Here is a 25,634-nt window from a genome sequence, read left to right as displayed (position 1 = left end):
GGCACCTCCAAATGGAACAAGATCGAACACCGGCTGTTCTCCGCGATCAGCCGTAACTGGCGCGGACGACCCCTGGAATCCCACGAGGTGATCATCGAAACCCTCAGGGCAACAACCACATCCACCGGACTAACCGTAAACGCGGCACTCGACACCACCACCTACCCCCGCGGCATCAAGATCACCGACAAACAGATCGCTGCCCTGCAAGCCACCCAGCTACACCGCCACCAATTCCACGGCGACTGGAACTACACACTCACCGCCCACCACACCCCGACACGCCCGACACCACCTACCTAATTACTGCGCGAGCCCTTAGCTCACCGGCACGACCAGTCGACAGTCAGCACAACGATCTGGCTATTATGCGCCGAACCATAGCGACCTCGAGGACTGCGTCAACGCGGTCCTCGATTATCGTGAGCCAACGCCGTCAACCGGTTTGGCCACCGGCGCTAGTGTCCTGAGTCATTAATTCGGGTGCAGTAGTTGGCGATGCCGGCGAGAATTTGGTCGGCGGTTTTGAGGCCCACCCTCCAACTCGGCCCGCTCGTCGGCGGTCAACACGAACTCGATGGCGTGAGGTTCGGCACAACCCAATTCAACAACTAGATCGCAATTAATGACTTCAGGACATTAGTTGATATTTTCCGAAGGGTCAGGTCCTTCGTCCTCATGGGGCGGCAAGAACATGTTCATGTTGTGCGTGAAGTTATAGCGGCTGACGGCCATACCATTCACGAAGATTAGCCTGTCGTGATCGAATGCGTCTGCCGGGAAATCTGCCAAGTTTCCAGGAAACTGCGGCGGATCCTCTGACGAATCGTTATTGTAGTCGCCATACGAAGAGCTGGAATCTTCAGATCCATAGGAATAGGAGACTGGGAAGTCGGGCGGCTGACTATCATTCGAAACGAGAAGTAGATTGGAGCCGTAGCCATCTATTGGCACTGCCTGCAATGACTCGTCGATGTTAATCGCTGCGAGATTCGCAGTGGCGGTGGTAGCGTCTTCCTGAACGGAATTATTCACCAAGCCCGTGATATCGTCGGAAAAATCATTTGCGGAGCTGGTGGGGGTATCGTTGGTCAAGTTGTTGTTGCTGCTGCAGGTGTCAAGCTTGAATCTGCCGTGCCCGGTCAACCTGACGGTAAGTCGACCTACGCTGACCGTGGGATCGTGGGCGTTGATGGGTTTATCAATGGCTCCGGCAACGCCGCTGGCTAGCGTTAAAGAGCCCAATGCGGCGGCAGCCGCACATTTGCGTCGCCGCGAGCTGGTAAGCGAGGCTTTCGCATGGGTTAAATCAGTTTCGGCGGCGCTGCGACTGCTTTCGGGTATCACGGCGCGCCACAATGGAGACATGCTCAAGAATCTCCTTTAGCTGAGGTGTCGAGAGGTTGAGAAACTTCCATGCCGACGTCGAAGGAACATCTCGGGCATTAAGCAACGCCTCTTTCATCCGGTGCACACCGCGGTTATGTGCCAGAGATCTACCATCGATGGTTGTCAGCAGCTCAAGGCGTTCGGTAACGACCTTGCCCATTTTGGCCTGCTCGCGAGCACTGTATCAGCTACCGCTCTTGGTGACGGGGACACCATCACTGATTCCCGGCTGCGGCTGCGGTACTACGCTACCCAGGTGGACGTCGACGCGTTCTTGCTGACCCACCGCGGCACCTGGGATCGCCTCGACCAGTTGGTCAAAAAGCGTCGCTCGCTGACCGGTGCCGAGATCGACGAGCTCGTCGAGCTGTACCAGCGCGTGTCGACGCACCTGTCGATGCTGCGGTCGGTGTCGTCGGATTCGCTGCTGGTCGGCCGGCTGTCGAGCCTGGTCGCCCGCGCGCGGGCCGCGGTCACCGGCGCGCATGCGCCGCTGACCAGTACCTTCGTCCGGTTCTGGACCGTGTCCTTCCCGGTCGTCGCCTACCGCGCCTGGCGGTGGTGGTTGGCGACGGCGGTGGCGTTCTTCGCCGTCGTGGTGCTGATCGCATTCTGGGTGGCCGGCAGTTCCGAGGTGCAGTCGGTCATCGGAACTCCGGGCCAGATCAACGAATTGGTCAACCACGACGTCGAGTCGTATTACAGCGAGCACCCGGCAACGTCGTTCGCGCTGCAGGTCTGGGTGAACAATTCCTGGGTGGCCGCCAAGTGCATCGCGATGTCGGTCGTGCTGGGCCTGCCGATACCGCTGGTGCTCTTCCAGAACGCGGCCAACGTCGGAGTGATCGCCGGCTTGATGTTCGCAGCTGGCAGAGGTGGTTTGCTACTCGGTCTGCTGATTCCGCATGGACTGCTCGAGCTGACGGCGGTGTTCCTGGCCGCCGCTACCGGGATGCGGCTGGGCTGGTCGGTGATCGCCCCCGGTGACCGGCCGCGCGGACAAGTCCTGGCCGAGCAGGGCCGCGGCGTGGTGTCGGTGGCGGTGGGCCTGGTGGGGGTATTGCTGGTGTCCGGGCTGATCGAAGCGATGGTGACGCCGTCACCGTTGCCGACCTTCGTCCGGATCGCCATCGGCCTCTTGGCCGAGGCCGCGTTCGTTTTCTACATCGGGTACTTCGGCCGTCGCGCCGCCAGGGCCGGGGAGACCGGCGACATCGAGGACGCTCCCGACGTGGTGCCCACCGGCTGAGGCCCACTGCCGCGACAGTGAATCGGGCGACGCGACACGCCGCGCGGGCGTAGCACAATTCACACTCGGGGGCCGAAAACTAAAGCCGGCCAGTCGCTTTCATCGCCAGATAACGATCCGCCAGCGCCGGTGCAAGCTCGGCAGGCGGCGCGTCGACGACGTCCACTCCGCTGCGGCGCAGTCGCGACGCGATAGCCCGACGGTCGTTGCGGGCGCGTTCGGCGGCGGCCGCGTCGTAGACCGCTGCCGCGTCGGACCGCCCGATGGCCAGTTCGTCGACGCGCGGGTCGGCGACGGCGGCCACCACCACATGGTGTTTGGCCGACAGCTGCGGCAGCACCGGCAGCAGACCCTCGTCGAGGGCGGTGGCGTTGAGGTCGGTCAGCAGCACCACCAGCGACCGGCGCCGGGTGCGCCGTAGGATTGCGGAAATCATTGCCCGCCAATCTGATTCGACGAGCGCCGGGTGCAGCGGCGCCATCGCGTCGACCAGTTGGGCCAGCAGTTCGGTGCGCGACGCCCCGAAAACTGCCGCCCGGCTCACCCGGTCATGGGCCAGGAAGTCGACGTGGTCGCCGGCCCGCGACGCCAGCGCCGCCAACAGCAGCGCGGCATCCATCGACCAGTCCAGTCGGGGCCATCCGGCGGGATCGGCGGCAGTGGGGTCGACGCCGACCCGCCCCGCCGCCATCCGCCCGGTGTCGAGCACCAGCACCACCCGCCGGTCCCGCTCGGGCCTCCAGGTGCGCACCATCACGTCGGAGCGACGGGCCGTCGCGCGCCAGTCGATTGAGCGGACGTCGTCGCCGACGACATATTCGCGCAGCGAGTCGAATTCGGTGCCTTGCCCGCGGATCAGCGTCGGCAACAACCCGTCGATCTCGCGCAGTTTGGCCAGCCGCGACGGCAGGTGCTTGCGCGACAGAAACGGCGGCAGCACCCGGACCTTGCCCGGAACCGGTTGCGAACTTTGGCGGCCCGCCAAGCCCAGCGGTCCGAGCGATCTGGCGGTGACCACGGCCGCGCGCTGGTCGCCGCGGCGAACCGGCCGCAACTGGGTGGTTAGCTGCTGTCGCTCGCCGCCGCCGATAGTGATCTGGTGGCTGCGCGGTTCGCCGCGGGCGCTGGGCGGCCAGGCGTCGCGAACACGGCCGCGAAACCGGCGCCGGCCCTCGTTGTGAACGGACAGGCCGGCATCCGCGGGCTGGCCCAGCCGGATCGAGCTGTCGGCGGAGCGGGTGAAGCGCAATGTGCGGGGGCTGGCCGCCAGGGCGATGTCGATGACCACGGCCGTCATCAGCGCCGCCAGCAAGATGACGAAAGCCCTTGCCGGCCAAGGGGCCAACGCGATCGGCAGGACGCAGATCAGCGCCAGCAGTCCGGTACGTCCGGTCAGGACCACTAGCGGGGCACCGGAACCGACGCCAGTATCCCGTCCAGCACGCCGTCGGGTGTGGCCCCTTCGAGCTCGGCTTCCGGACGCAACATGATCCGATGCCGCAGCGTGGGGCGCGCCATGGCCTTCACGTCGTCGGGAGTGACGTAGTTACGCCCGGACAACCACGCCCACGACCGGGCGGTGCCCAGCAGCGCCGTTGCCCCGCGGGGCGACACACCGAGCTGCAGTGCGGGCGAGGAGCGGGTGGCCCCGACGATGTCGACGATGTAGCCCAGGACCTCGTCGGCGATCAGCACCTGACGAACCGCCTCGCGCCCGGCGGTCAGCTCAGCCGCCCCGGCCACCGGCCTGATCGCCGACAGGTCGCGCGGGTCGAAGCCGTGCGCGTGCCGGCCCAGGATGGCGATCTCGGAGTCGCGGGCCGGCAGCGTGACGTTGAGCTTCATCAGGAAACGGTCGAGCTGGGCCTCGGGCAGCTGATAGGTGCCTTCGTATTCGATCGGGTTCTGCGTGGCCGCCACGATGAACGGGTCCGGCAGCAGTTTGGCCTGGCCTTCCACGCTGACCTGACGCTCTTCCATGGCCTCGAGCAGCGCGGCCTGCGTTTTGGGCGGCGTGCGGTTGATCTCGTCGGCGAGCAGCAGATTGGTGAACACCGGGCCCGGCCGGAAGGTGAATTCGGCGCTGCGCGAGTCATAGACCAGCGAACCGGTGACGTCGCCGGGCATCAGGTCGGGGGTGAACTGCACCCGCTTGAACTCCAGCTGCAACGCGGCGGACATGGCCCGGACCATCAGCGTCTTCGCCACTCCGGGAACGCCTTCCAGTAGCACGTGGCCGCGGCACAGCAGCGCGATCACCAAGCCGCTGATCACACCGTCCTGTCCGACGACGGCCTTGCCGATCTCGGCACGTAACCCCAGCAATGCTTCGCGTGCCGAGTCCGCGGGCGCGGATTGGGTGGGAGCGGGTTGTGTCACGAGTGGGTGACCTGCCTTTCGATGTCGTCGAGCGCGCGGGCGAGGTGTAGTAGATCCTGGTCGGTGGCCGGTGGTGGGCCGTACAAGTGGTATCGAATGAATTCCGGGTCGGCCCCGCTGCGCCGGGCCACGGTCAGCACCACCGCCGGCGGGTCGGTGCCCGGGCCGATACCCAGCCGCGGCAGCAGCCGCTGCAGCGTGGCGGTGCGCAGCGCCTCGGCGGCGCGATCGCGGGCTCGCCGGGACCGGTACAGCCGGCCGCGGCCCTCGACCGTCTCCGATGCGCGCACCACCACGGGTATCGCTTCGGCCACCAGCGGGCCCAGCCGGCGCCCCTTCCAGAGTGCCGCCAGCAGCACCACCAGCCACAGCTGCCAGACGATCCACGTCACGTTTGTCGGGATCAGGTCGGACAGCGAACCGGGCTCCGACGTCTGTCCCTCGACGCGGTGTGGCGCGTACCAGACCAGCCGTGGCCGGTCGCCCGCGAGGTTCATCGCCAGCGCGGCGTTGCCCTCTTCGAGCAGGCCGCCGTTTGTCATGAAGTCGCTACTGCCGACCACCGTGACGGTTCGCCCGGCGTCGCGATAGCGGACCAATGCCCCGCCGTAACAGCTGACCACGTCCAGATCGTCCCTGGGCTGGTAGGCATCGCTGGGCCCGAAATGCACTTTTCCGGCCCGATTGGCTTCGCGCAGCGGGCATTTCGGCTGGGACGCGAATTGCTCGGCCGCGGTGATGCGCAGTTTCGGGGTGAGCGCCCTGCGGGCTCGCGCGGTGGGTTCGACCAGGAACAGGTCACCGGGGGCTTGTGCCAGCCGTTGCAGCAGTGCGCTGTCGGTCAGGTATTGAGTCTGGGCCACCAGCAGCAGCGAGTCGGCGCGGGCTAAGCGTTCGACGTCGGCGACCGTATTGGCGACGACGACCTCGACGCCGCCGTCGCGCAGCAACGTCACCAGCGCATGGGCGCCGGAGGAGTTGGTGGCCGCGGGATCCATCATGCCGCCGGGCCGCGGCGCGGTCAGGTAGGTGCCGACGGCGGCGACGAGGATGATCGCGACCAGCGCGAGCACCATGCCACGCCACGGCCGCCACGGACGCCGTCGCCGGGTGATACCCGGTGCCGGCATCACCGGACCTGCGCCCAGGAATCGGGCGCGGTGGGCCGTTCCACCGCAGACGAGGCATGAGCACGTGATCGCAGGTGGTCATCCAGGTCGGCGATCAGCCGGTAGGAATCTTGAGTTCCGGGCCGCTCGCCGTAGGTGACGTCATTGAAAGCCGTTGCTGCCCGGGCCAATTCGCCAGCCAGGTGAGGCAGGGCCGCGCCCGCGTCGGTGGCCAGCTCGTTGGCGGTGCGTCCGGGAGCCGGGTTCAGCACGCCGGTCTCTTCGAGCTCGCGCGCGACCGCGCGCAGCCGGTGCCGGATAGCTGCGGCCCAATTACCTTGGGCCGCAAACGCTTCAGCCGTAGCTCTATGCTGGGCCGCGGTGAGTTGGCCGGCTTCGAACAGCTGGTAGTCACCGCCGCGGTTGGTGCGCATGGTGCGGCGGGCGATGTGGACGGCGACGATCACCGCGATCACCGCCAGGATAAACACCACCGTCAGGGTGAACCAGCCGCCGGACACCGAAGCGCCCTTCTCCAACAGCCGGTACAACTGCTCGTTGAGCCAGTCGCTGAAAGCCGTCGACAGCGACGGCTTGGGGTAGATCGGTTTGTCGAGCTCATGCTGTGCTGCCTGATGGGCGGCATCGCGGTCGATGTCGATGGAAGGCATGGTCAGTCAGTCCTCACCAGTCGATCAGCAAGGCCGCGTGAGCCACAGGTTGTCGGTGGACTCCACCGCGGCGGGCCCACCGGCGGCACCGGTCTGCAGCACCAGATCGAAAGCCTCGGCGCGCATGCGGCGATCGGTGTAGAGCAGCACGACAACTCCGGCGGTGAACGGTGCGGTGATGATCTGGCTGATCGCCGAGCCGACGGCCGACAGCGTCGTGCCGACGAGCAGCATAGTGATGGAGCCTTCCGACGCGGTGACCCCCAGCAAGATCTGGCTCGCGATGCTGAAGGGCGCCGCGACCGCACCGCCAACCAGTCCCACCACCAGGGCCGTCAGTAACCGGATGCCCAGGACCCGCCAGAACCCGCCGCGGACCAGCCGGAACGATCTGGTGACCGCGTCGACCAGCGGCAGTCGCTCCAACACGATCAGCACCGGCGCGAACACCAACATGGTGTACAGGTAGGCCAGCAGCAACCCGACCAGCAGCAGCAGCGGGATGCCGACCAGGACCGCCGCCGCACCGTTGATCGCGGCCCCGACCCCGACCAGGATGACCACCACCAGCCCCGCGAGCGCCACCATCCCGGCGGCTTCCAGCAAGGCCAGCCCGATCAGTGCCAGTACGCGCCCGCGGACCCGGGCCCACGCCTCGCTGATCGTGATGGGAGACCCGAACACCGCGCGCCCGACGACGACGGTGAGGATTCCGCTCAGCAGCATGCCGCCCAGCCAGGTGACCAGACCACTGGCCGCGACCGAACCCATCCAGGCGCCGAAGACGCCCAGACTCAGCTCGGTTGACGGCTGGGTTTTCAGTTGGTTGAGGGCCGTCAGCGGTCCGACCGTGGCGATCAACGTGATGACCTGCATGATCACCACGACGATCGCGGTCAGACCCAGCGTCGCCTTCGGGTTGGTGCGGATGTAGCCGACCGCGCCGTTGTAGATATCGCTCAAGGTCAACGGCCGCAGCGGGATGATTCCGGGTTTGACTGCCCCGGGAACCAGGGGCGGGCCATATCCCGGTGGCGGCGCACCATATCCGGGCGGAGCGCCGTAGCCGGGCGGCGGGGGACCGTAACCCGGTGGCATGCCGTAACCGGGCGGCGGGCCGTATCCCGGCGGTGGGGCGCCGTAGCCCGGCGGCTGCGATGGTGGCGGCGGATAGCCGGCGCCTAATGGTGGGTACCCGGCCGGTACGTACCCGGGGGTCTCGGCCGGCGGGTCAACCGGATAACTCGGCGGCAGCGTACTCACCGGATGTGGCGGCTGTCGTCGTTGGTCATGGGCTCCATCCTGTCGGCGGTCTGCGCATTTCTCAATGCGGGTACGTCTTCCGGTCTTGGTGTCGGGTTCGGCAACCTCCGAAAACAACCCGCGTAGCGTCTCTGCCATGGCGGAACTCAAATCGCGGCTTCGGGCCGACCTGACCGAAGCGATGAAATCGCAGGATAAGTTGCGAACTGCGACCCTACGCATGGTGCTGGCCGCAATCCAGACCGAGGAAGTATCGGGCAAGCAGGCCAAGGAGCTCTCCGACGACGAGGTGCTCAAGGTGCTGGCCAGGGAATCCCGTAAACGTGGCGAGGCGGCCGAGATCTACACCCAGAACGGGCGGGGTGAGCTGGCCGCCAACGAGCACGCGGAAGCCCGGATCATCGACGAGTATCTGCCCACGCCGCTCACCGAGGCAGAAGTGGCCGACGTCGCCGACACCGCCATCGCCCAAGTGGCCGAACAGCTCGGGCATCGGCCCACCATGAAGCAGATGGGCCTGGTCATGAAGTTCGCCACCGAGATCGCCGAGGGCAAAGCAGACGGGGCCCGCTTGTCGGCGGCGGTCAAAGAACGGCTGTAGCGGCCCTTCTCCAAGATCACTTGCCGGAATCGAGCCTTTCGCGCTGCGGCACCACCACATATTTCGGATCCCTGGTGGATTCCACGCCGGCCTCGAACACGCCGAACCGCTGCAGCGCACTGCCGGTGAGTAGCGCCAGCCCGCACAGCGTCGCCGCGAACCGGCTCCGGCCCGCCGCCGCCGTGCCCAGCGCCCCGCCGATCGTCAGGTACTCCGCCCACTTGCGCAGCCGGTGCGGCTTTCCCGTGGTGTACGCCTCGGCGGCCAGCCCCAGCCGTTGCTCCAGCAGCCGCGACGCCGCGATCTCCAGCCCGGCGCCCACGACCGCCAGTCGCCGCGCCGGACCGGCCTCGGCCCCGGGCGCCAGCACCATGCCCCAGCCGCCGCCGCTGGCTGCGGCCGAGCCGGTGAAGACGAAGGGCAGATACGGGTGTGCCTCGTGCCAGGCGGGGACGGCGGTCTGCGACAGCAGGACCGCGGTGTAGGAGGCGACGCCGGGTGCGACGGCCGCCGCCGAGAGTCCGGCCGGGCGTGCCAACCAGCGCACGAGCGCTCCGACCCCGGTGCGCCGCAGCGCCGCCGGCATGAGCGCGGCGGCCCCGGCCAGCCCGGCGCCCGGCCCGTAGGCGGTCAGAATCCAGGTGCCGACGCTCATCGGCGAGCTCGGCTTGGCCACCCGCAGCATGTGGTGGAACCGCTCGGGGCGGCCGAGGTCGGCGACGAGGAAGTACATGCTGGCCAGGAGGCTGGCCAGCGCCCCGACTCGGCTGACTCGGCACAGCGCCGGACGCTCGGTCAGATCGGCGCCGGCGGCCAGCAGCGCCGACCCCGCCGACAGGCCACCGGAGAACAGGTAGGCCGCGATCTTCCACTCCCACACCGGTGGTTTGAGCACCGGACGCCCGTAATACGACCGGAACTCCGCTCGGGGCACGGCTAGCTGTTCCCGCCCGCTGCCCGCCCCCCGGGTCATAGCCGTCTCCCAACGAACGCCGACACCGCGGCGGCCACCAGCGCCGACGCGGCCATCCCGGCGTAGCGCCACATGGCCGGCAAATCGCGGGTGGGCACCACCGGATCCGGCGGCAATCCGTAGACCTCGGGCTCGTCCAGGAGCAGGAAGAACGCACCGTCGCCGCCGACGCCGTCGTCGGGATCGTGACCGTACAACCGCGCCTCGGTCACGCCGCGCTCATGCAGCTGCTCGACCCGGCGGGCGGCGCGCTCCCGCAGTTCGTCGAGCGGGCCGAACTGGATGGAGTCGGTGGGGCAGGCCTTGGCGCACGCCGGTTCCAGCCCGTCATGCAGCCGGTCGTAGCATAGGGTGCACTTCCACGCCCGGCCGTCACCCTCGCGGCGGTCGATCACCCCGTACGGACAACCGGACACGCAATACCCGCAGCCGTTGCAAATGTCTTGCTGCACAACGACAGTGCCGAACTCGGTGCGGAACAGCGCGCCCGTCGGACAGACATCCAGACATCCGGCATGGGTGCAATGTTTGCACACGTCGGAGCTCATCAGCCAGCGAAAGTCTGTGCGGGACTGCGGGTCGGCCGACGCGCCGGGGCGCTCGAATTTCGGGATGCCGAGGTCGGTAGCCGGCTGCTCGATGAACGCCACGTGCCGCCAGGTGTTTGCGCTGAGCATGCCGGTGTTGTCGAACGACATCCCCAGCAGGTTGAAGCCGTCGTCGGGCACCCGGTTCCATTCCTTGCAGGCCACCTCGCAGGCCTTGCAGCCGATGCACACCGAGGTGTCGGTGAAGAACCCGACTCGCGCGGGGTGCTCCAGATGCCCGGCATCGCCGGCCGGATCGCTCAGCGGGCCATAGAAACTGTTGCGGTTCAAGGGGTTTCCTCGCTATGGGTGTCCAGTCGGGTGCCGGTCGCCGTGGTGACGCCGGCGCGGCGGCGGTATTCGGCGATGTAGGCCAGCAGCTCCGGTCCGCGGGGCCGTCGTCCCGGTTGCACGTCACAAGTGCAGACCTTGCTCTCTTGGATGAAGACGTTGGGGTCCAACACCACCCCGAGCAGATCGTTGACCACGTCGCCGTCGACCAGGCCGGTGTAACCAAAATGGTAAGGCATCCAAATCTGTTGGACCACATGGTCTTCGATGCGAAGTGGCTTCATCCGCTCGGTCACCAGCACCCGTGCGTCCACCGCGGTGCGGCTGGTGATCACATGCGCCCAGTCCATATGCGTCAGCCCCCGGATACGCGCCAATTCCGGTGAAACCTCGACGAATAACGCGGGCTGCAGCTCCGACAGGTAGGGCAGCTGACGGCTCATCCCGCCGGCCGTGTGGTGCTCGGTAAGCCGTGCGGCGGTGAAGATGAACGGGAACACCTCGCCGTGGGCCTCCGGCGGCGCCGGGTTCGACGGATTGTCGTTGCGGCCATAAACGATTCGGGTCGGGTTGCCCTGCTGTCCATACATCGCGTTGCGCACCGGGGACTCGTGCGGTTCGTAGTGCGTGGGCAGCGGACCGTCGGCCAGGCCGCTGGGTGCGAACAGCCAGGCCTTGCCGTCGGCCTGCATGACGAACGCGTCGTCGCCGCGCAACGCCTCGACGCCCACCGCGCCTTTGGGCGGGCGGTAGTCCGGCGGCTTGTGCTTTTCGAAGTCGGGCACGTCGTGGCCGGTCCATTCCCGGTTCTCCGGATCCCACCAGATGAGCTTCTTGCGCTCGCTCCACGGCCGCCCCTGTGGGTCGGCCGACGCCCGGTTGTAGAGCACCCGGCGGTTCAGCGGCCAGGTCCAGCCCCACTGCGAGGTGTCCCGCCGGTCCGCCTGGTTGACGTCGTCGGCGTACACGCCGCTGTAGATCCAGCAGCCGCAGGCGGTGCTGCCGTCGGCCTTCAACTCGGTATAGCCGTTCACCGCCCGGCCGGTCGTCAGGTCGATGCCGTTGATGCGGCGCAGCACGTCCTCGCCAGAGGGCTCGTCACCTTCCATCGCGTAGTCCCAGAACAGCTCCAGCAACGGCCGGTCGCGCTCGTCGGTCGAGCCGGCCAGCTTCTCCCGCAACCGCCGGCCCAGGTGGTAGAAGAACCACAGCTCCGAGCGGGCGTCACCGGGCGGGTCGACGGCCTTTTCGCGCCATTGCAGCATCCGCTGGGTCTGGGTGAACGTGCCGGCCTTCTCCACGTGCGAGGCGGCCGGGAAGAAGAACACCTCGGTGCGGCAGGTCTGCGGGGTGATCTCGCCGGTCTCGACTTCGGGGGCGTCTTTCCAGAAGGTGGCGCTTTCGATCATCACGAGGTCGCGCACCACCAGCCAGTCCAGGTTGGCCATGCCGAGCCGCTGCAGCCGCCCGTGGGCGGAGCCGACGGCCGGGTTCTGGCCGAGCAGGAAGTAGCCGAACACCGTGCCGTCGACCATGTCCATGACGGTGCGGTAGGTGCCGTGGTCGCCGTTGATCCGCGGTAGGTAGTCGAAGCAGTAGTCGTTGTCGGCGGTGGCGTGCTCGCCCCAGTACTCCTTGAGCAGCGACACCATATAGGCGTCGGCGTTGTGCCAGAAGCCCTTCTGGTTCTGGCTCTTGATCCGGTCCAGGTAGTCGGCCAGGTTCGCTTGGCCGGCGTGCGGCATGGCCAGGTATCCGGGCAGCAGGTTGAACAACGTCGGCACGTCCGTGGAGCCCTGGATGCTGGCATGCCCGCGCAGCGCGAACACCCCGCCGCCGGGCCGGCCGATGTTGCCGAGCAGCAGCTGGATGATCGAGCCGGCGCGAATGAACTGCGCGCCCATGGTGTGCTGGGTCCAGCCCACGCTGTATACCAGCGCGGTGGTGCGCTCGCGGCCGGAATTTTCCGTCCACGCCCGCGCGACCCGCAGGAAGGTGTCGGCCGGCACGCCGCACACCCGCTCCACCATCTCCGGGGTGTAGCGGGCGTAGTGCCGCTTGAGGATCTGGTAGACGCACCGCGGATGCCGCAGCGTCGGGTCGGCCGGGATATCGCCCGCAGCACCCTCCACCGCCGGTCCGCCGGAGCCGAGCTGATCAGGGGCGGCGCGCAGCTTGTCGTCGGCCCCGCCGCGACCGCCATGGTGTGTTGACTCGTAATGCCAGGTGGCCGGGTCGTACGAGGCGGTGTCGGGGTCGTAGCCGCTGAACAGACCGTCGAGATCCTCGGTGTCGCGGTAGTTTTCGTCGACCAGGAACGCGGCGTTGGTGTAGGCGGTGACGTACTCGCGGAAGTCCAGCCCGTTGGACAGGATGTAGTTGATCACCCCGCCGAGGAACGCGATGTCACTGCCGGCGCGCAGTGCGACGTGGCGGTCGGCCAGCGCGCTGGTGCGGGTGAACCGCGGGTCGATGTGGACGACCTCGGTGCCGCGCGCCTTGGCCTCGATCACCCACTGGAACCCGACCGGATGGGCCTCGGCCATGTTGGAGCCCATGATGACGATGAAGTCCGAGTTGACCAGGTTTTGCTGATAGTCTGTCGCTCCGCCGCGACCGAAGGAGGCTCCCAGACCGGGAACCGTGGCGCTGTGTCAAATACGGGCTTGGTTCTCGATCTGCAGCGCGCCCAGGGCGGTGAAGAGCTTCTTGATCAGGTAGTTCTCTTCGTTGTCCAGGGTGGCGCCGCCGAGGCTGGCGATGCCCATGGTGCGGCGCAGCGTGTTGCGGTCGGCGTCGAAGTCCTGCCAGCCCTTGCGACGGGCGTCGAGCACTCGGTCGACGACCATATCCATCGCGGTGTCCAGGTCGAGTTCCTGCCACTCGGTGGCGTAGGGGGCGCGGTAGCGCACGACGGTTTCCCGCTGCGGGCCGGTGACCAGCTGGGTGCTGGCAGATCCCTTGGGGCACAGGCGTCCTCGGGAAATCGGGCTGTCCGGGTTGCCCTCGATCTGGATGACCTTCTGGTCTTTGACGTAGACCTTCTGCGCGCAGCCCACGGCGCAGAACGGACACACCGAGTGCGCGACGTGGTCGGCTTCGGCGGTGCGCGGCGTCAGCGTTGCCGAGCGGGGCGACTGTGCGGCTTTGCCGCGGCCCAGCGGGTCGGACCCGGTGAGCTGGCGGTAGACCGGCCACGACTGGATCAACTTCGCAAGCTTGCTTTCCGGGTGCATTGTTTGATCAAACCCTGCGGCGCACCTGCGGAGCAAACCCGCAGCCTTAACGCGTCGTCCTGGTGCCGTCCGCATCGCGGCGGGTAATCCTCAGTGCGTCAAGCCGTTCGAGCAACGGGACGGCGACCCGGCGCGTGGTGCCCAGAGCGCGGCGGGCGTCGCTGACCGTGAACGGCTGCGGTAGCGTCGCCAGGATAGCGGCCGCGCGTGGGAACGCGTCGGGCCCCAGCACGACGCCGTCGGCGACGCGGGTCAGCCGTCCGGCCCGCACGGCCGCGGCCAGCTCGCGGCTGCCCAGCTTCAGTTCGGCCAGTTCGTCGGCCTCCGGCGCCCGGAACGGTTCGGCGGCCAGCCACTCCTCCACGGTGCGCACCGCCTTGTCGACGCGCGCCGGCAGCGCCGCCCCGGGTTGCCGGACCAGGCCGTCGGCCACCTCCAGGCCGGTGCCGTCGAGCAGCTCGGACACCAGTTCGGCGGCCGGCAGGCCCACCCGCTGCCGCAGCGCTTCCAGCGGCATGCCCGCCGCGATGTCGCGCTCGGCCGCCCAGCGCCGCACCGTCGTGACCGCAAGCTCACGCCGCCCGGCCCACCACTGCGGATCGACCACCCACTCGCCGACCTGGCGGCCGGCGGCCGGCAGACCCATCGCGCGAAACTGCGTCACGGGTGCGCACTCGGGCGGGGGCACCCGGCCGGTCGCCAGCTGCTCGCCGCGGGCTCGGGCCGCGCCGCGGCGGCGCAACTCCGGCGGCCGCACATCGAGCACCTCGATGCCGGCCGCGATCCGGTGTTCCCCGGGATCGCGCAGCAACCCGACGTCGCCGACCCGCAGCGGCAACGCTCTGGCCAGCCGCAGCCGCGCCCCGGCCGTCCCCAGCGGGCGCACCCGCGCCGGCACCGCCGCGGACCCGAGGTGCAGCACCAGCTGGTGGTGCAGAGTGCCCGCCGACCGCAGGGCCACGTCGATCTCCGCGGTGTCCAGCCAGGCACCCGGCGTGCGAACGGTGTCGCCGCGAGCGATGTGCCGGCGATCCACGCCGCGCAGGTTCACCGCCACCCGCGCCACCGCACCGGCCGCGTCGACGTCGCGGCCCAGCGATTGCAGGCCGCGGACGGTGACGCGGCGTCCGGCGTGTTCGAGTTCGTCGCCCACCCGGATGGTGCCGGCGCTCAGCGTGCCGGTGACGACGGTGCCCGCACCGCGCACCGTGAAGCAGCGGTCGACCCATAACCGCACGTCGCCGTCGCGGTCCGGCCGCGGTAGCCGCATCGTGAGTGCCAGCAGTTGGGCCCGCACCTGGTCCAGGTCGGTGCCCAGCACGACCGGCGCGTCGGCCAACCGCGCCCGCACCTGCTCGATCGCCGGCGCCGGATCGGCAAGGTCTGCCTTGCTGATGACGACCAGCACGTGCCGAACCCGCAGCGCGTCTAAAGCCGCGAGATGCTCGTCGGACTGCGGCATCCAGCCCTCGGTGGCGGCCACCACGAACATGACGGCCGGAACCGGGCCCACGCCGGCCAGCATGGTGGGAACGAACCGTTCATGGCCCGGCACGTCGACGAACGCCAGCCGGCGCCCGTCGATCTCGGTCCAGGCGAAGCCCAGCTCGATGGTCAGGCCTCGGCGCTGTTCTTCGGCCAGCCGGTCCGGCCACATCCCGGTGAGCCGCTGGACCAGCGTCGACTTGCCGTGGTCGACGTGGCCCGCAGTGGCTATGACGAACACGCCAGCACCGCCGCCAGCACCAGGTCGTCCTCGTCTGGTGCCACCGTGCGCAGATCCAGCAGGCATCGGCCGCCCTCCACCCGGCCGACGACCGGGGGGCCGCCGGCGCGCAGCTTGGCGGCGTAGGACTCGGGCAGGCTCAGCCCGGCGCTGGGCAGTCGCACACCCGGGGCCCCGCCCCCGCCGACGGCCGCCACACAGTCCACCGCCTGCGCGCCGGGTAGCTGCGCGGCAAGGCTTTCAGCGCGGGCGCGCAGTTGGGTCACCTCGGCGGCCAGCGCTCGAGCTACCGGCGGCGGCGGCCCTACCACGGTCGCTTCCAGCGCGGCGAGGGTGAGCTTGTCCACCCGCAGCGCACGGGCCGCCGGATGGCGGCGCAGCCGCTCGATCAGGTCGGCATCGCCGAAGAGCAGGCCGGCCTGCGGACCGCCGAGCAGTTTGTCACCGCTGGCGGTGACCAGGTTGGCGCCGTCGCGCAGGGCGGTTGTCGCATCCGGTTCGTCGGGGAGTGCCGGATGCGGTTCCAGCAATCCCGAGCCGATGTCGACGACGAGCGGTGTGTCGAGTTGCGCCAATTCGGCCACGCTGACCGCCGAGGTGAACCCGGTGACGCAGAAGTTGGACGGATGCACCTTGAGCACAAACCCGGTGTCCGGCCCGATCGCGTCGGCATAGTCGCGCAGGCTGGTGCGGTTGGTGGTGCCGACCTCACGAAGCCGCGCACCCGTGGACGCCAGCAGCTCGGGGATGCGGAATCCGTCGCCGATCTCGACCAGCTCGCCGCGGCTGAGCACAATCTCTTTTCCCCCGGCGAGCGTGAACGCGGTCAGCAGCAGCGCGGCGGCGTTGTTGTTCACCACGTGCACCCCGCCGGCGGTGGGCACCGCCCGAGCCAGCGCGGCCAGCGTGCCCCGGCCACGGCGAGCGCGGCGACCGGTCGTCAGGTCGAATTCGACGTCGGTGGCGCCGCTGGCGGTGACCACCGCGTCCACCGCGGCCTGCGACAACGGTGCCCGGCCCAGGTTGGTGTGTACGACGACGCCGGTGGCGTTGATCACCGGCCGCAGGCTTGCCGCGGTGGCCGGGAGCGCGGCGACGGCGTGCTCGGCCACCCGCTCCGGCTCGATCTCGCCGGCGCGGGCCCGCTGCTGGGCCTGCGCGATCACGGATTTCACCAGGGTGCGGCCCAGCAGCTGTTGCGCCTCGGCGAGGCGGGGATCGGCGAGCAGCGCGTCGGTGCGCGGAACCCGTCGTCTGGGGTCAGTCATGTCCGGACCCAGGGAGGTGGCGGAGGCGGACGGGAATCGAACCCGCCAGCGGCAGCATCTGTCGCTCGACGGTTTTGAAGACCGCGCCGGTCACCAGACCGGAGACGCCTCCCTGGGCCATGGCGACAATTATGGACGCCATGGGTTACCGACTGACTCAGTACGCGCACGGCGGCGGCTGCGCGTGCAAGATCCCGCCCGGCGAGCTGGAGGACGTGGTGCGCGGATTGCGCGCCGGCGTCCCGGCTCATCCTGCCGGTGAGCTGCTGGTCGGGCTGGACAGCGGTGACGACGCCGCCGCGGTGCTGATCGAGGGCGGCACGGCACTGATCGCGACGACCGACTTTTTCACCCCGGTGGTCGACGATCCCTATGACTGGGGCCGAATCGCCGCCGCCAACGCGCTGTCCGATGTGTACGCGATGGGCGGGCGGCCGGTGGTCGCGGTCAATCTGTTGGGATGGCCGCGAGATGTGCTGCCGTTCGAGCTGGCCGCCGAGACGCTGCGCGGCGGGCTGGATGTGTGCTCGCTCGCGGGCTGTCATCTGGCCGGCGGGCACAGCGTCGACGACCCCGAGCCCAAATACGGGCTCGCGGTCACCGGAATCGCCGACCCAAACAGGTTGCTGCGCAACGACACCGGTAAGCCGGGCACCCCGCTGTCGCTGACCAAGCCGCTGGGCATCGGCGTCTTGAATTCCCGGCACAAGGCCACCGGCGAGCGGTTCGCGAACGCCGTGGAGGTGATGACCACGCTAAACGCAGGAGCGGCGGCTGCCGCGCTGGCGGCCGGCATCGAATGTGCCACGGATGTAACCGGTTTCGGGTTGCTGGGGCACTTGCACAAGCTGGCCAGGGCCAGCGGTGTGACTGCGGTGATCGACTCCGCTGCGGTGCCGTATCTGGACGGCGCGCGAGCAGCCCTGGCCGCCGGCTACGTCAGCGGCGGCAGCCGGCGCAATCTCGAGTGGGTGGCGCCGCATGTCGACCTGTCGGCGGTGAGCGAGCAGGAGGCGCTGCTGCTGGCCGACGCGCAGACCTCCGGTGGACTGCTGATCGCCGGCGAAATCCCGGGCGCACCCGTTATCGGCGAGCTGGTGTGCCGTGCCGAGCACACGATTGTGGTGCGCGGGCCGGCCTAGAACGCTGGCTCGGGCGCAAGCAGCTCTTATGGCCGGCCGTCGGCCGCACGCTTTTTTCGACGGCGACGATCGCGTTCAGACAATCCTCCCCAGATGCCGTAGCGCTCATCGTTGGCCAGCGCGTACTCCAAGCATGGACGTTTGACCTCGCAACCGCTGCAAATACGTTTGGCGTTGCGAGTACTGCCGCCCTTATCGGGGAAAAAGGTATCCGGGTCGGTCTGCGCGCAGAGGGCATACAAATGCCATTGCTGACCCCCCACGTCCGCGTCGAACATCTCAGGCTTGCGGGCATTCATGCTCACTGATCTCTAACGTCGCTGGGATAATTACACAGAATGGTTGATTTCGGTTCGGGAAAAATAACGAGTCCTGTTGAATGTTGGGCGATTTGGTATTATTGGGGTGGCTCGACGCGTCGTATTGGGCGACGAGGACCACCCGCGGTTTGGCGCACATCTCCACGACATCGGCTTCGCCAAGGCCTGGTCACCGAGGCGCTCGCGCAGGCGCCGGGCGCAACCGGCACGACGCTACTTGAGGTGGTCGAGAAGTAGGCCATTTGGACCAAAATATTCGTCTCGCCATTTCTGTAAGATTTGGGTGTGGTCGACATCGTCAGGGTGAAATCCAACCTGGCAATAGATTTTGACTTTTGGGGCGATGCCCTCGAAGAATGGAACTCGCGGCAGCGAGATTATGCTGCGCAGGGTGTCGATCGGGTGCCGCCAAGCCCACGGATCGGTGGCGATTGAGACGAGGAGAAGTATGATCGGCACCCACAAGAGGGCGAGCATGCCGGTCATTGAGAGAATTCGCATTCGCTCGCTGCCGCCTACGTACCGGTAAACGTCGAATGCAACCGCCTTATGCTCCATTTCTTCAATTGCATGCCAGTTCAGCATGGCTCGCACCTCCGGGTCGCTCAGTCGTTCTTGCAGCCAAGGAGTCGTCAATGCCTGTTCGCCGAGCACCGCAGTAAGGTGCTCTACAGCTGCCGTATTTGCTAGCGCCAGTTTTGCGACCGTATTCGGAATGCGATACAGGTTGTCCTTCATCCGTTTGACGAACCTGGTGCCCAGGGCATCGAGCAGCCTGGTCACCCAATATCCCATCCGGACCAGCTCCACGTTCAGGTTGCGGTGCTGCATCCCGTGGTTCATTTCCTGCCCGATGAAGCCGGCAACTTGATCCTTCAATACCGGATCGGCGATCTGATCTCGGTAACGGCGAACTGCCAGAATAAAGGATTCCTCTCCCGATGGTAAACCGCCGGACATGAGCGCAACGAGGTGACTCATCGCAATGTCACCCGCTACGAAATGTCGCCGGGATGGAGCCGCGTGGTGAAAGGAAAATGCGATTCGGCGAGTCTTTACCGCGCGCATCACAGCTGATTGCGGCCGGCTGTACGCCATATTGGTCCCCACGATTAGCAACCTGTCTCTACGACTTGGCGAATTAGTGTCAAGCGTGTTCCGTGACAGCGGCCACCCGGGCCGCAAGCTGAACGGTCCACTCCGGTAGTACCGACGGTACATATTAGTTCGGGAAAACCCGCTTAGTTGTCATCAGGATCATGAGGATCAAATGGCGGCAAATTAGCCCATCGCGGAAACCCATCTGGCCACATGATCCCAATCGGCGGCGGGGCATTGTTGTTGTTATTATTGTTGCCCATTTCGGCGTCAATATCGGCCGGCGCAGTATCCAGGTTTTCTGTGGCGAGGTCGCCTGCAATGATGTTTGCCGGAACTTCTTGAATATCAACGCCCACAGCGGTATTAGAGTTTGAAGTGGCGACGGGATCACTGGCGGTGTCGCCGTTGTTGCACCGGTGCCATCAGAACTGTCGATATTGCTGCTGTTACCAGAGTTGGTGTTGTCACCCTGGGCGATCCCGGAGTTTCCCGCGGTGCACGTGTCGAGTTTGAACCCGTGGTTGGCCGTTAGGGTAATGGCGAGTCGGCCGACGCTGACGTTAGGGCCGTTGGTGGTCGCAGTGCTGACGTCTAGGACGCCGCTAACACCGCTGGTTATTGCCAATGCTCCCAAGGCCAGGCCGGCGGCGCGGGTGCCACGCCGCGACTTGGTGAGACGGACGTGGCCCGGTGCCGAATCGGATCCGCTGGCGACGGCGTTGTCCCGCGGTTGGGACGCCCGGTCGGTGGAATATTCGGACATGCTGAAAGAAAGCTTCCTTTCGGTAACCGGCGCAGCAAATGGCTGCAGCACTGAAATCAGGGGTGCGCTGACGTCCGTAACGTCCCTAGCTGGGCTCGCTGTCTAGCTCGTGGCCTGCGGGCAGCAGCCCACTGGCGCGCGCACCGGGCATCACCACGCGCACAAGCGCCTCTGGCAGTGGCACCGCAACTCCCTTCCAAGCCCGCTGCCTCCACCTAAGCCGTTAAACCATTACCTCCCAGCGCAATACGCAAGGCATGCCAAATGAATCTGGGTGATCATAAGTGACCGAGCAATGCGATCTCCATCCCCCGAACGTGCGACAGCATGTCCCCCGATCAGAGGACCCACGCGAGCTAGCGTCACCGACGACGAAAAGCGACGACCGCGACGCCGGGCTGAGCTGCTAAAGCCGACCGGTACGAGCAGAGGTGCCGCGCCGGCCGGTAAGCCCGAGGTAGGCGGCGATGAGCAGGATCGCGACGACGACGCCGACCAGGAACGGGATGAACTCGAAGCCGCCGTTCTGATTCGAGTATCCGAGCCTGTAGGAAATCCAGGTGCCCAGGAACGCCCCGACGGCCCCTAACACCACGGTCATGATGACGCCGATGTTCTGCTTGCCCGGCATGATAAGGCGGGCGAGGGCGCCCACGATGAGACCGACCACGATGGCCCCGATGATTGTTCCGATCATTGTCCGCTCCTTTGCGGTTGAGGCGGGCCGTTGCCCGCTCCTGCGCTCGGTCTACCCGTTTTGACGCCGCGGCAAGCCACCGCGAGCGCAGCGCCAGGGCGAGTTTGGGGGCGATTTTTCGCCGTGACGTTATATGGGCCTATAGCCGGGTACCCCAGCGCGTATGACGAATTTCGGCTATACGTTGATGACCGAGCAGAGCGGGCCGAAAGAGCTTGTGCGGGACGCCGTTTCGGCCGAGCAGCGGGGCTTCGACTTTTTGGTCTGCAGCGACCACTTCTCGCCCTGGCTGACGTCGCAAGGACACGCGCCCAACGCCTGGGCGGTACTGGGTGCAGTGGCTCATGCCACCGAACGCCTCGACCTGTACTCCTACGTGACCTGTCCGACGATGCGGTATCACCCCGCGATCGTCGCGCAGCAGGCCGCGACCGTGCAGATCCTGTCCGACGGGCGGTTCACGCTCGGACTGGGTAGCGGCGAAAATCTCAACGAGCACATCGTCGGCCGGGGCTGGCCCGCGGTCGAGCGTCGTCAGGACATGTTGCGCGAGGCGGTCAAGATCATCCGCGAACTGTTCGGTGGCCGGCTGGTGAACTGGCGTGGCGACTATTTCCAGGTGGATTCGGCGCGCTTGTGGGACCTACCGGACGTGCCGATCGGCATCGGGGTGGCGATCGGCGGACCCAAGGCCGTCGACAAGTTCGCCAAACTCGCCGACCACCTGATCGCGGTGGAGCCCGACGGCGACCTGGTCGACTCGTGGCGCGCGGCACGCCAGGTTGCCAACGGGACCGGCGCCGGACGGGTGGTCGGACAGATACCGGTGTGCTGGGATCCCGACCGCGACGCCGCTGTCAAACGGGCACACGATCAGTTCCGCTGGTTCGGTGCCGGCTGGGCGGTCAACGCGGACTTGCCGACGCCGGCCGGTTTCGCTGCGGCGACGCAGTTCGTGCGTCCGGACGACGTCGCCGAGAACATCCCGTGTGGGCCGGATCTGGACGCCATCGTCGAATCTGTGCGGCCCTATTGGGAAGCCGGTTTCACCGATATCGCCCTCGTGCAGATCGGCGGACAGCACCAGGACGAGTTCCTCAAGGAGGCCGCCGAACCGTTGTTGCACAAGCTGCGGGCCGCGTCCTAACACACCACAAGGCAAGGGAAATGACGATGAAAGACGCTTCAGCGAGCGCAGCGGCCACTCTGGCGCGCGGCCTTGGTGGGGCCAGCCTGGGTCTCGGCCTCGCCGAAGTGCTGGCCCCAAGGAAAGTAGCCGTGCTCGCGGGCGTGGCCGACACGGACCCGTCGCGCTCGATCATCCGCGCGTTGGGGATACGCGAATGCGGCCACGCCGCCGCGTTATTGCTCGGCTCGCCGAAACTGGTGTGGACCAGGGTGGTCGGTGACGTGCTGGACGTCGCGCTGTTCGGGGCGGGGGTGCTCAGCCGTGGCCGGGGACCGCGGGCGCGCAGTGGCGTTGTCGCCGTCGCGCTGACCGTAATCGCCGTCGCCGACCTCTACGCCGCGACGCGCACCGCCCGCGACCGAGGCCACCGGCATGGCAGCGGTCCGAAGCATCGGTCGCTGCGGGCCGCGGTGACGGTGCGCCGTGCGCCGGAGGACGTGTATCGGTTATGGCGTGACCTGGAGAACCTGCCCAGCTTCATGCACCATCTGCGATCGGTCACCGCCGGCGACGGCGGGCGGTCGCATTGGGCCATCAACGCGCCGGTAGGGCAGCCCGTGCGGTGGGATGCGCAGATCGTCGAGGATGTGCCCAACAAGCGGATCGCGTGGCAATCGGTGCGCGATTCCGGGGTAAGGCACGGGGGCAGCGTCGAATTCACGCCGACGGCCGCGGGCGACGGCACCGAGGTCCGAGTCACGATCGGCTACCACATGCCGGGCGGTGCGCTCGGCAAGTCGGTTGCGACGCTGTTGGGCGAGTCGCCGGAACAGCAGGTCAACGACGACCTGCGGCGGTTCAAGCAGATCCTGGAAACCGGGCAGGTGCTGTATTCCGACGGGTCGCCGGAAGGCACGTCAGTGTTGCGCCAGATGCATCAACAGCCCGCACGGCCGGTGAGCGAAGGAGCTGTCCGATGAAGGCCATCGTCTGGGCCGGACGCAATAGCGTTGAGGTGCAATCGGTTCCAGATCCCGCGATCCGCAACGACCGCGATGTCATTGTGCGGGTCACCTCCACCGCCATCTGTGGTTCGGACCTGCACATCTACGACGGCTATATCCCCACGGTCAAGCACGGCGACGTGCTGGGGCACGAGTTCATGGGTGAAGTGGTCGAGGTCGGAAAGGCGTTGTCCAACTTGGCCGTCGGCGACCGGGTGGTGGTGCCCTTCCCGATCGCGTGCGGGGCCTGCTCGGCGTGTGAGCGCGACCTGTACTCGCTGTGTGAGAATTCCAATCCCAACGCCGGAATGGCCGAGAAGTTGTTGGGTCATTCACCCGCCGGGCTTTTCGGGTATTCGCACATGTTGGGCGGGTTTGCCGGTGGCCAAGCCGAATACGCGCGGGTGCCGTTCGCCGATGTGGGTCCGCTGAAGATCGACGACGATCTCACCGATGACCAGGTGTTGTTCTTGTCGGATATCCTGCCCACCGGCTACATGGGCGCCGAGATGTGCGGCATCACCCCCGGTGACGTCGTCGCGGTATGGGGTGCGGGTCCGGTGGGCCTGTTCGCAGTCGCCAGCGCCTACCTGCTTGGCGCGGCCAAAGTGATTGCGATTGACCAGGTTCCGTATCGGCTGGAGTTGGCCGTCCGGTTGGGTGCGACACCGCTGAACTTCGCCGAGACCTCGGTGCTGGAGGAGCTTCGGGACATCACCGCCGGGCGGGGTCCGGACCACTGCATCGACGCGGTGGGTATGGAGGCTCGCACCGGCTCTCGAGTGGTGGACGCCTACGACCGCGTCAAGCAGGCCGCGCGGTTGGAAACCGAACGGCCGCACGCACTTCGGGAAGCGGTGATGAGTTGCCGCAACGGCGGCACCATCTCGGTTATCGGGGTGTACGGCGGCGTGATGGACAAATTCCCCATCGGCGCGGTCATGAACCGCTCGCTGACCATCAAGACCGGCCAGTGCCACGTACAACGCTACATGCGGCCGTTGTTGGATCGGGTCTGCAGCGGCGAGATCGACCCCACGATGATCATCAGCCACCATCTCCGGCTCGACCAGGCTCCACACGGCTACGAGATCTTCAAACACAAGCAGGACGGCTGCACCAAAGTCGTCTTGAACCCATAAAGGAGCCATAAAGGAGCACTGCGATGTCGAAGGAGTTGCAAGGCAAAAGGATCGCCATCCTGGCTGCCGATGGCGTGGAAAAGGTCGAACTGGAGCAACCGCGCGCGGCGCTGCTACAGGCCGGTGCTCAGGTGGAGGTCGTGTCGTTACGGGGCGGCGAAATCCAAGCGCGGGAACACGATCTCGATCCGGCTGGCAGGTTCGCGGTTGACCGTGTGGTTGCGCAGGCGTCGGTGGCCGAATTCGACGGCCTGGTATTGCCCGGTGGGACCGTGAACCCCGACAAGCTACGTTCCGACAGCACTGCGGTGTCTTTCGTCCGTGACTTCGTGGAGTCCGGAAAGCCGGTTGCCGCAATCTGTCACGGGCCCTGGACGTTGGTCGAGGCAGGCGTGGTGAAGGGACGAACGCTGACCTCCTATCCCAGCATTCGCACCGACTTGCGCAACGCCGGCGCCAACGTCGTCGATGATGAGGTTGTCGTGGACGGCAATGTGATCACTAGTCGCTCACCATCCGACCTGCCGACGTTCTGCTCGACGATTGTCAATCAATTGGCGCAGGTCGAGGGGTAGCGATCGTCCCCGATCGGCCGGGTTTGGTTTCGAGCAGCGGTTTGCGGGCATTAGTACTAGGACGCCGTGATCGTCACGGCGGTGCCCCGAAAGGTCTACCTTGACGACCACCTACCCAGCCTTGGATGGCGCCACGGTCGCCGACATGGTGTACCAGCCACAATCCGACTCCCGTTTGCTCGTTGACACGATGAGGCGGACCGGCCTGATCCCGCGCCGCAGGGTCCTCGACCTGTGTACCGGAAGCGGTTTCGTCGCGATCGCCGCCGCTGAAATGGGCTGTGCCAGCGTCACCGCGTTCGACATCTGCCCACATGCCGTGCGCTGCTCCCGTGACAACGTCGCCGACGCCGGAGTGGACGTCGACGTTCGTCAAGGCTCGTGGACACGGGCTTTCGACTGCGCACCGTTCGAGGTGATCGTGTCCAATCCGCCGTATGTCCCCGCTCCGCCCGTCGACGACTCCGACGCTATCTCGCCGGCGGCCGGTCCGTCATGGGCCTGGAATGCCGGACCCGACGGGCGCCTGGTGCTGGATCCGCTGTGCGAGTCGGCGGCAAAGCTGTTGTGCGACGGTGGATCTCTGCTGCTGGTGCAGTCGGCTCTGGCGGGCGTGCAGCGGTCCATGGATTGTCTGTTATCGACCGGTTTGGACGCGGAAGTTGTTGCTTCTCAGTGGATTCCGTTCGGCCCAGTGTTGTCGGCGCGGGCGGCATGGCTGGAGGAGACCGGGCGGGTACCCCGCGGCTGTCGTGACGAGGAAATCGTGGTGATCCGGGCGGACAAGTCATGACTACCACCCGGGTTCAGGTGGTGCCCAACGGTCCGGTCCTGGTGTCCGGTCCGGTGCGCATCGAGACGCCCGGCGGCGGTGTCGTGGAATCGGACCGCTTCATGGTGGCCATCTGCACCTGCCGGCGCAGCAAGGAATACCCGCTGTGCGATACGAGCCACCGCAGGTGCCGGCCTCACGGGTCTGAGCAGAAGGCTCAAGCTAAACCCTGACCTGTCGCTCGCAG

24 protein-coding genes, 1 tRNA gene and 1 pseudogene are annotated in these 25,634 nt (G+C 66.9%); 10 read left to right on the top strand and 16 right to left on the bottom strand.

Translation table 11 applies throughout. The features are described 5' to 3' along the window. A partial coding sequence (locus B4U45_RS12570; RefSeq protein WP_423734690.1) for an ISAzo13-like element transposase-related protein occupies nt 1-303 on the top strand: 303 nt, incomplete at its 5' end. 336 nt (nt 304-639) lie between these two features. Here the strand turns inward: B4U45_RS12570 and B4U45_RS12565 are convergent. Further along, nucleotides 640-1,368, bottom strand: a complete 729-nt coding sequence (locus tag B4U45_RS12565; protein WP_131808358.1) for a hypothetical protein — start codon at nt 1,366-1,368, stop codon at nt 640-642. Nucleotides 1,369-1,645: 277 nt separating this feature from the next. On the opposite strand from B4U45_RS12565, the gene B4U45_RS12560 reads away from it, so the two are divergent. Continuing rightward, nucleotides 1,646-2,638 (top strand): stage II sporulation protein M, encoded by a 993-nt coding sequence (locus B4U45_RS12560; protein WP_075549149.1) that lies wholly within the window; start codon nt 1,646-1,648, stop codon nt 2,636-2,638. Nucleotides 2,639-2,717: 79 nt separating this feature from the next. Here the strand turns inward: B4U45_RS12560 and B4U45_RS12555 are convergent, their stop codons facing one another. The 5 genes and pseudogenes from B4U45_RS12555 to B4U45_RS12535 all read right to left on the bottom strand — a co-directional run bounded on the left by B4U45_RS12555 (nt 2,718) and on the right by B4U45_RS12535 (nt 8,060). After that, nucleotides 2,718-4,040 carry a DUF58 domain-containing protein gene (locus B4U45_RS12555; protein ID WP_075549150.1) on the bottom strand — a complete coding sequence of 441 codons (1,323 nt, stop codon included), beginning with the start codon at nt 4,038-4,040 and terminating at the stop codon, nt 2,718-2,720. Next, a pseudogene (locus B4U45_RS12550) lies at nt 4,040-4,994 on the bottom strand (AAA family ATPase). Before B4U45_RS12550 ends, B4U45_RS12555 begins: the two are co-directional and overlap by 1 nt. Before the next feature lie 19 nt (nt 4,995-5,013). Then, nucleotides 5,014-6,165: a DUF4350 domain-containing protein gene (locus B4U45_RS12545; RefSeq protein WP_183155061.1), complete on the bottom strand. Its 1,152-nt coding sequence runs from the start codon at nt 6,163-6,165 to the stop codon at nt 5,014-5,016. After that, on the bottom strand, nt 6,147-6,797 hold the full coding sequence (locus B4U45_RS12540) for a DUF4129 domain-containing protein (RefSeq protein WP_075549153.1): 651 nt from the start codon (nt 6,795-6,797) through the stop codon (nt 6,147-6,149). Before B4U45_RS12540 ends, B4U45_RS12545 begins: the two co-directional genes overlap by 19 nt. A gap of 24 nt (nt 6,798-6,821) precedes the next feature. After that, the gene (locus tag B4U45_RS12535) at nt 6,822-8,060 is read right to left on the bottom strand and encodes a hypothetical protein (RefSeq protein WP_075549166.1); all 1,239 of its coding nucleotides are present in this window, start codon (nt 8,058-8,060) and stop codon (nt 6,822-6,824) included. A 136-nt stretch (nt 8,061-8,196) separates the two neighbouring features. On the opposite strand from B4U45_RS12535, the gene B4U45_RS12530 reads away from it, so the two are divergent. Beyond that, nucleotides 8,197-8,661, top strand: coding sequence for a GatB/YqeY domain-containing protein (locus B4U45_RS12530; RefSeq protein WP_075549154.1), 465 nt, complete (start codon nt 8,197-8,199; stop codon nt 8,659-8,661). Between the two features lie 16 nt (nt 8,662-8,677). Here B4U45_RS12530 and nrfD read toward each other — a convergent pair whose 3' ends face one another. From nrfD to B4U45_RS12495, 6 genes are all read right to left on the bottom strand, one after another. Continuing rightward, nucleotides 8,678-9,634, bottom strand: coding sequence for an NrfD/PsrC family molybdoenzyme membrane anchor subunit (gene nrfD, locus B4U45_RS12525; protein WP_219859408.1), 957 nt, complete (start codon nt 9,632-9,634; stop codon nt 8,678-8,680). Further along, nucleotides 9,631-10,512 carry a 4Fe-4S dicluster domain-containing protein gene (locus B4U45_RS12520; RefSeq protein WP_075549156.1) on the bottom strand — a complete coding sequence of 294 codons (882 nt, stop codon included), beginning with the start codon at nt 10,510-10,512 and terminating at the stop codon, nt 9,631-9,633. Before B4U45_RS12520 ends, nrfD begins: the two co-directional genes overlap by 4 nt. Further along, the gene (gene fdh, locus B4U45_RS12515) at nt 10,509-13,748 is read right to left on the bottom strand and encodes a formate dehydrogenase (protein WP_099224205.1); all 3,240 of its coding nucleotides are present in this window, start codon (nt 13,746-13,748) and stop codon (nt 10,509-10,511) included. The genes B4U45_RS12520 and fdh overlap by 4 nt, the downstream gene beginning before the upstream one ends. Nucleotides 13,749-13,794: 46 nt before the next feature. Then, the gene (locus tag B4U45_RS12505; RefSeq protein ID WP_075549158.1) at nt 13,795-15,474 is read right to left on the bottom strand and encodes a SelB domain-containing protein; all 1,680 of its coding nucleotides are present in this window, start codon (nt 15,472-15,474) and stop codon (nt 13,795-13,797) included. After that, on the bottom strand, nt 15,462-16,742 hold the full coding sequence (gene selA, locus B4U45_RS12500; RefSeq protein WP_075549168.1) for an L-seryl-tRNA(Sec) selenium transferase: 1,281 nt from the start codon (nt 16,740-16,742) through the stop codon (nt 15,462-15,464). The genes B4U45_RS12505 and selA overlap by 13 nt, the downstream gene beginning before the upstream one ends. A gap of 17 nt (nt 16,743-16,759) precedes the next feature. Further along, a tRNA-Sec gene (locus tag B4U45_RS12495) sits at nt 16,760-16,854 on the bottom strand. Between the two features lie 28 nt (nt 16,855-16,882). Here B4U45_RS12495 and selD point away from each other — a divergent pair. Further along, nucleotides 16,883-17,884: a selenide, water dikinase SelD gene (gene selD / locus B4U45_RS12490; RefSeq protein WP_075549169.1), complete on the top strand. Its 1,002-nt coding sequence runs from the start codon at nt 16,883-16,885 to the stop codon at nt 17,882-17,884. Nucleotides 17,885-17,910: 26 nt separating this feature from the next. Here the strand turns inward: selD and B4U45_RS12485 are convergent, their stop codons facing one another. From B4U45_RS12485 to B4U45_RS12470, 4 genes are all read right to left on the bottom strand, one after another. Then, the gene (locus B4U45_RS12485) at nt 17,911-18,183 is read right to left on the bottom strand and encodes a WhiB family transcriptional regulator (RefSeq protein ID WP_083134960.1); all 273 of its coding nucleotides are present in this window, start codon (nt 18,181-18,183) and stop codon (nt 17,911-17,913) included. A 234-nt stretch (nt 18,184-18,417) separates the two neighbouring features. Beyond that, entirely contained in the window at nt 18,418-19,314 is an 897-nt protein-coding gene (locus B4U45_RS12480; RefSeq protein ID WP_371687273.1) for a metal-dependent hydrolase, read from the bottom strand. A gap of 131 nt (nt 19,315-19,445) precedes the next feature. Then, nucleotides 19,446-19,661: a hypothetical protein gene (locus B4U45_RS12475; protein WP_131808359.1), complete on the bottom strand. Its 216-nt coding sequence runs from the start codon at nt 19,659-19,661 to the stop codon at nt 19,446-19,448. 813 nt (nt 19,662-20,474) lie between these two features. After that, nucleotides 20,475-20,765, bottom strand: coding sequence for a GlsB/YeaQ/YmgE family stress response membrane protein (locus tag B4U45_RS12470; RefSeq protein ID WP_075549160.1), 291 nt, complete (start codon nt 20,763-20,765; stop codon nt 20,475-20,477). A gap of 163 nt (nt 20,766-20,928) precedes the next feature. Between B4U45_RS12470 and B4U45_RS12465 the strand changes: the two genes are divergently transcribed. The 6 genes from B4U45_RS12465 (at nt 20,929) to B4U45_RS12440 (ending at nt 25,620) form a co-directional block, all read left to right on the top strand. Next, a complete protein-coding gene (locus tag B4U45_RS12465; RefSeq protein ID WP_075549161.1) occupies nt 20,929-21,912 on the top strand; it encodes an LLM class F420-dependent oxidoreductase in 984 nt (327 codons plus the stop codon). A 26-nt stretch (nt 21,913-21,938) separates the two neighbouring features. Further along, complete coding sequence (locus B4U45_RS12460; protein ID WP_075549162.1) at nt 21,939-22,874, top strand: SRPBCC family protein; 936 nt, start codon at nt 21,939-21,941, stop codon at nt 22,872-22,874. Then, complete coding sequence (locus B4U45_RS12455) at nt 22,871-24,040, top strand: zinc-dependent alcohol dehydrogenase (RefSeq protein ID WP_075549163.1); 1,170 nt, start codon at nt 22,871-22,873, stop codon at nt 24,038-24,040. The genes B4U45_RS12460 and B4U45_RS12455 overlap by 4 nt, the downstream gene beginning before the upstream one ends. 23 nt (nt 24,041-24,063) lie before the next feature. After that, nucleotides 24,064-24,615 carry a type 1 glutamine amidotransferase domain-containing protein gene (locus B4U45_RS12450; protein WP_075549164.1) on the top strand — a complete coding sequence of 184 codons (552 nt, stop codon included), beginning with the start codon at nt 24,064-24,066 and terminating at the stop codon, nt 24,613-24,615. A gap of 100 nt (nt 24,616-24,715) precedes the next feature. After that, on the top strand, nt 24,716-25,408 hold the full coding sequence (locus B4U45_RS12445) for a HemK2/MTQ2 family protein methyltransferase (RefSeq protein WP_075549165.1): 693 nt from the start codon (nt 24,716-24,718) through the stop codon (nt 25,406-25,408). Beyond that, a complete protein-coding gene (locus tag B4U45_RS12440) occupies nt 25,405-25,620 on the top strand; it encodes a CDGSH iron-sulfur domain-containing protein (protein WP_082275615.1) in 216 nt (71 codons plus the stop codon). The genes B4U45_RS12445 and B4U45_RS12440 overlap by 4 nt, the downstream gene beginning before the upstream one ends. The last annotated feature ends 14 nt before the right edge of the window (nt 25,621-25,634 follow it).

Origin of the sequence: Mycobacterium persicum (assembly GCF_002086915.1) — a bacterium.
Classification (GTDB): domain Bacteria; phylum Actinomycetota; class Actinomycetes; order Mycobacteriales; family Mycobacteriaceae; genus Mycobacterium; species Mycobacterium persicum.
The sequence above is the reverse complement of the archived record's forward strand: the minus strand, read 5'-3'. Positions and strand labels throughout refer to the sequence as shown.

Excerpts from the sequence above, each read along its gene's own strand:
- B4U45_RS12565 (WP_131808358.1), bottom strand. The coding sequence starts at position 1,368 with ATGTCTCCATTGTGGCGCGCCGTGATACCCGAAAGCAGTCGCAGCGCC.
- B4U45_RS12540 (WP_075549153.1), bottom strand. The coding sequence starts at position 6,797 with ATGCCTTCCATCGACATCGACCGCGATGCCGCCCATCAGGCAGCACAG.
- B4U45_RS12530 (WP_075549154.1), top strand. The coding sequence starts at position 8,197 with ATGGCGGAACTCAAATCGCGGCTTCGGGCCGACCTGACCGAAGCGATG.
- nrfD (WP_219859408.1), bottom strand. The coding sequence starts at position 9,634 with ATGACCCGGGGGGCGGGCAGCGGGCGGGAACAGCTAGCCGTGCCCCGA.
- selA (WP_075549168.1), bottom strand. The coding sequence starts at position 16,742 with ATGACTGACCCCAGACGACGGGTTCCGCGCACCGACGCGCTGCTCGCC.
- selD (WP_075549169.1), top strand. The coding sequence starts at position 16,883 with ATGGGTTACCGACTGACTCAGTACGCGCACGGCGGCGGCTGCGCGTGC.
- B4U45_RS12485 (WP_083134960.1), bottom strand. The coding sequence starts at position 18,183 with ATGAATGCCCGCAAGCCTGAGATGTTCGACGCGGACGTGGGGGGTCAG.
- B4U45_RS12470 (WP_075549160.1), bottom strand. The coding sequence starts at position 20,765 with ATGATCGGAACAATCATCGGGGCCATCGTGGTCGGTCTCATCGTGGGC.
- B4U45_RS12465 (WP_075549161.1), top strand. The coding sequence starts at position 20,929 with ATGACGAATTTCGGCTATACGTTGATGACCGAGCAGAGCGGGCCGAAA.
- B4U45_RS12460 (WP_075549162.1), top strand. The coding sequence starts at position 21,939 with ATGAAAGACGCTTCAGCGAGCGCAGCGGCCACTCTGGCGCGCGGCCTT.
- B4U45_RS12455 (WP_075549163.1), top strand. The coding sequence starts at position 22,871 with ATGAAGGCCATCGTCTGGGCCGGACGCAATAGCGTTGAGGTGCAATCG.
- B4U45_RS12450 (WP_075549164.1), top strand. The coding sequence starts at position 24,064 with ATGTCGAAGGAGTTGCAAGGCAAAAGGATCGCCATCCTGGCTGCCGAT.
- B4U45_RS12440 (WP_082275615.1), top strand. The coding sequence starts at position 25,405 with ATGACTACCACCCGGGTTCAGGTGGTGCCCAACGGTCCGGTCCTGGTG.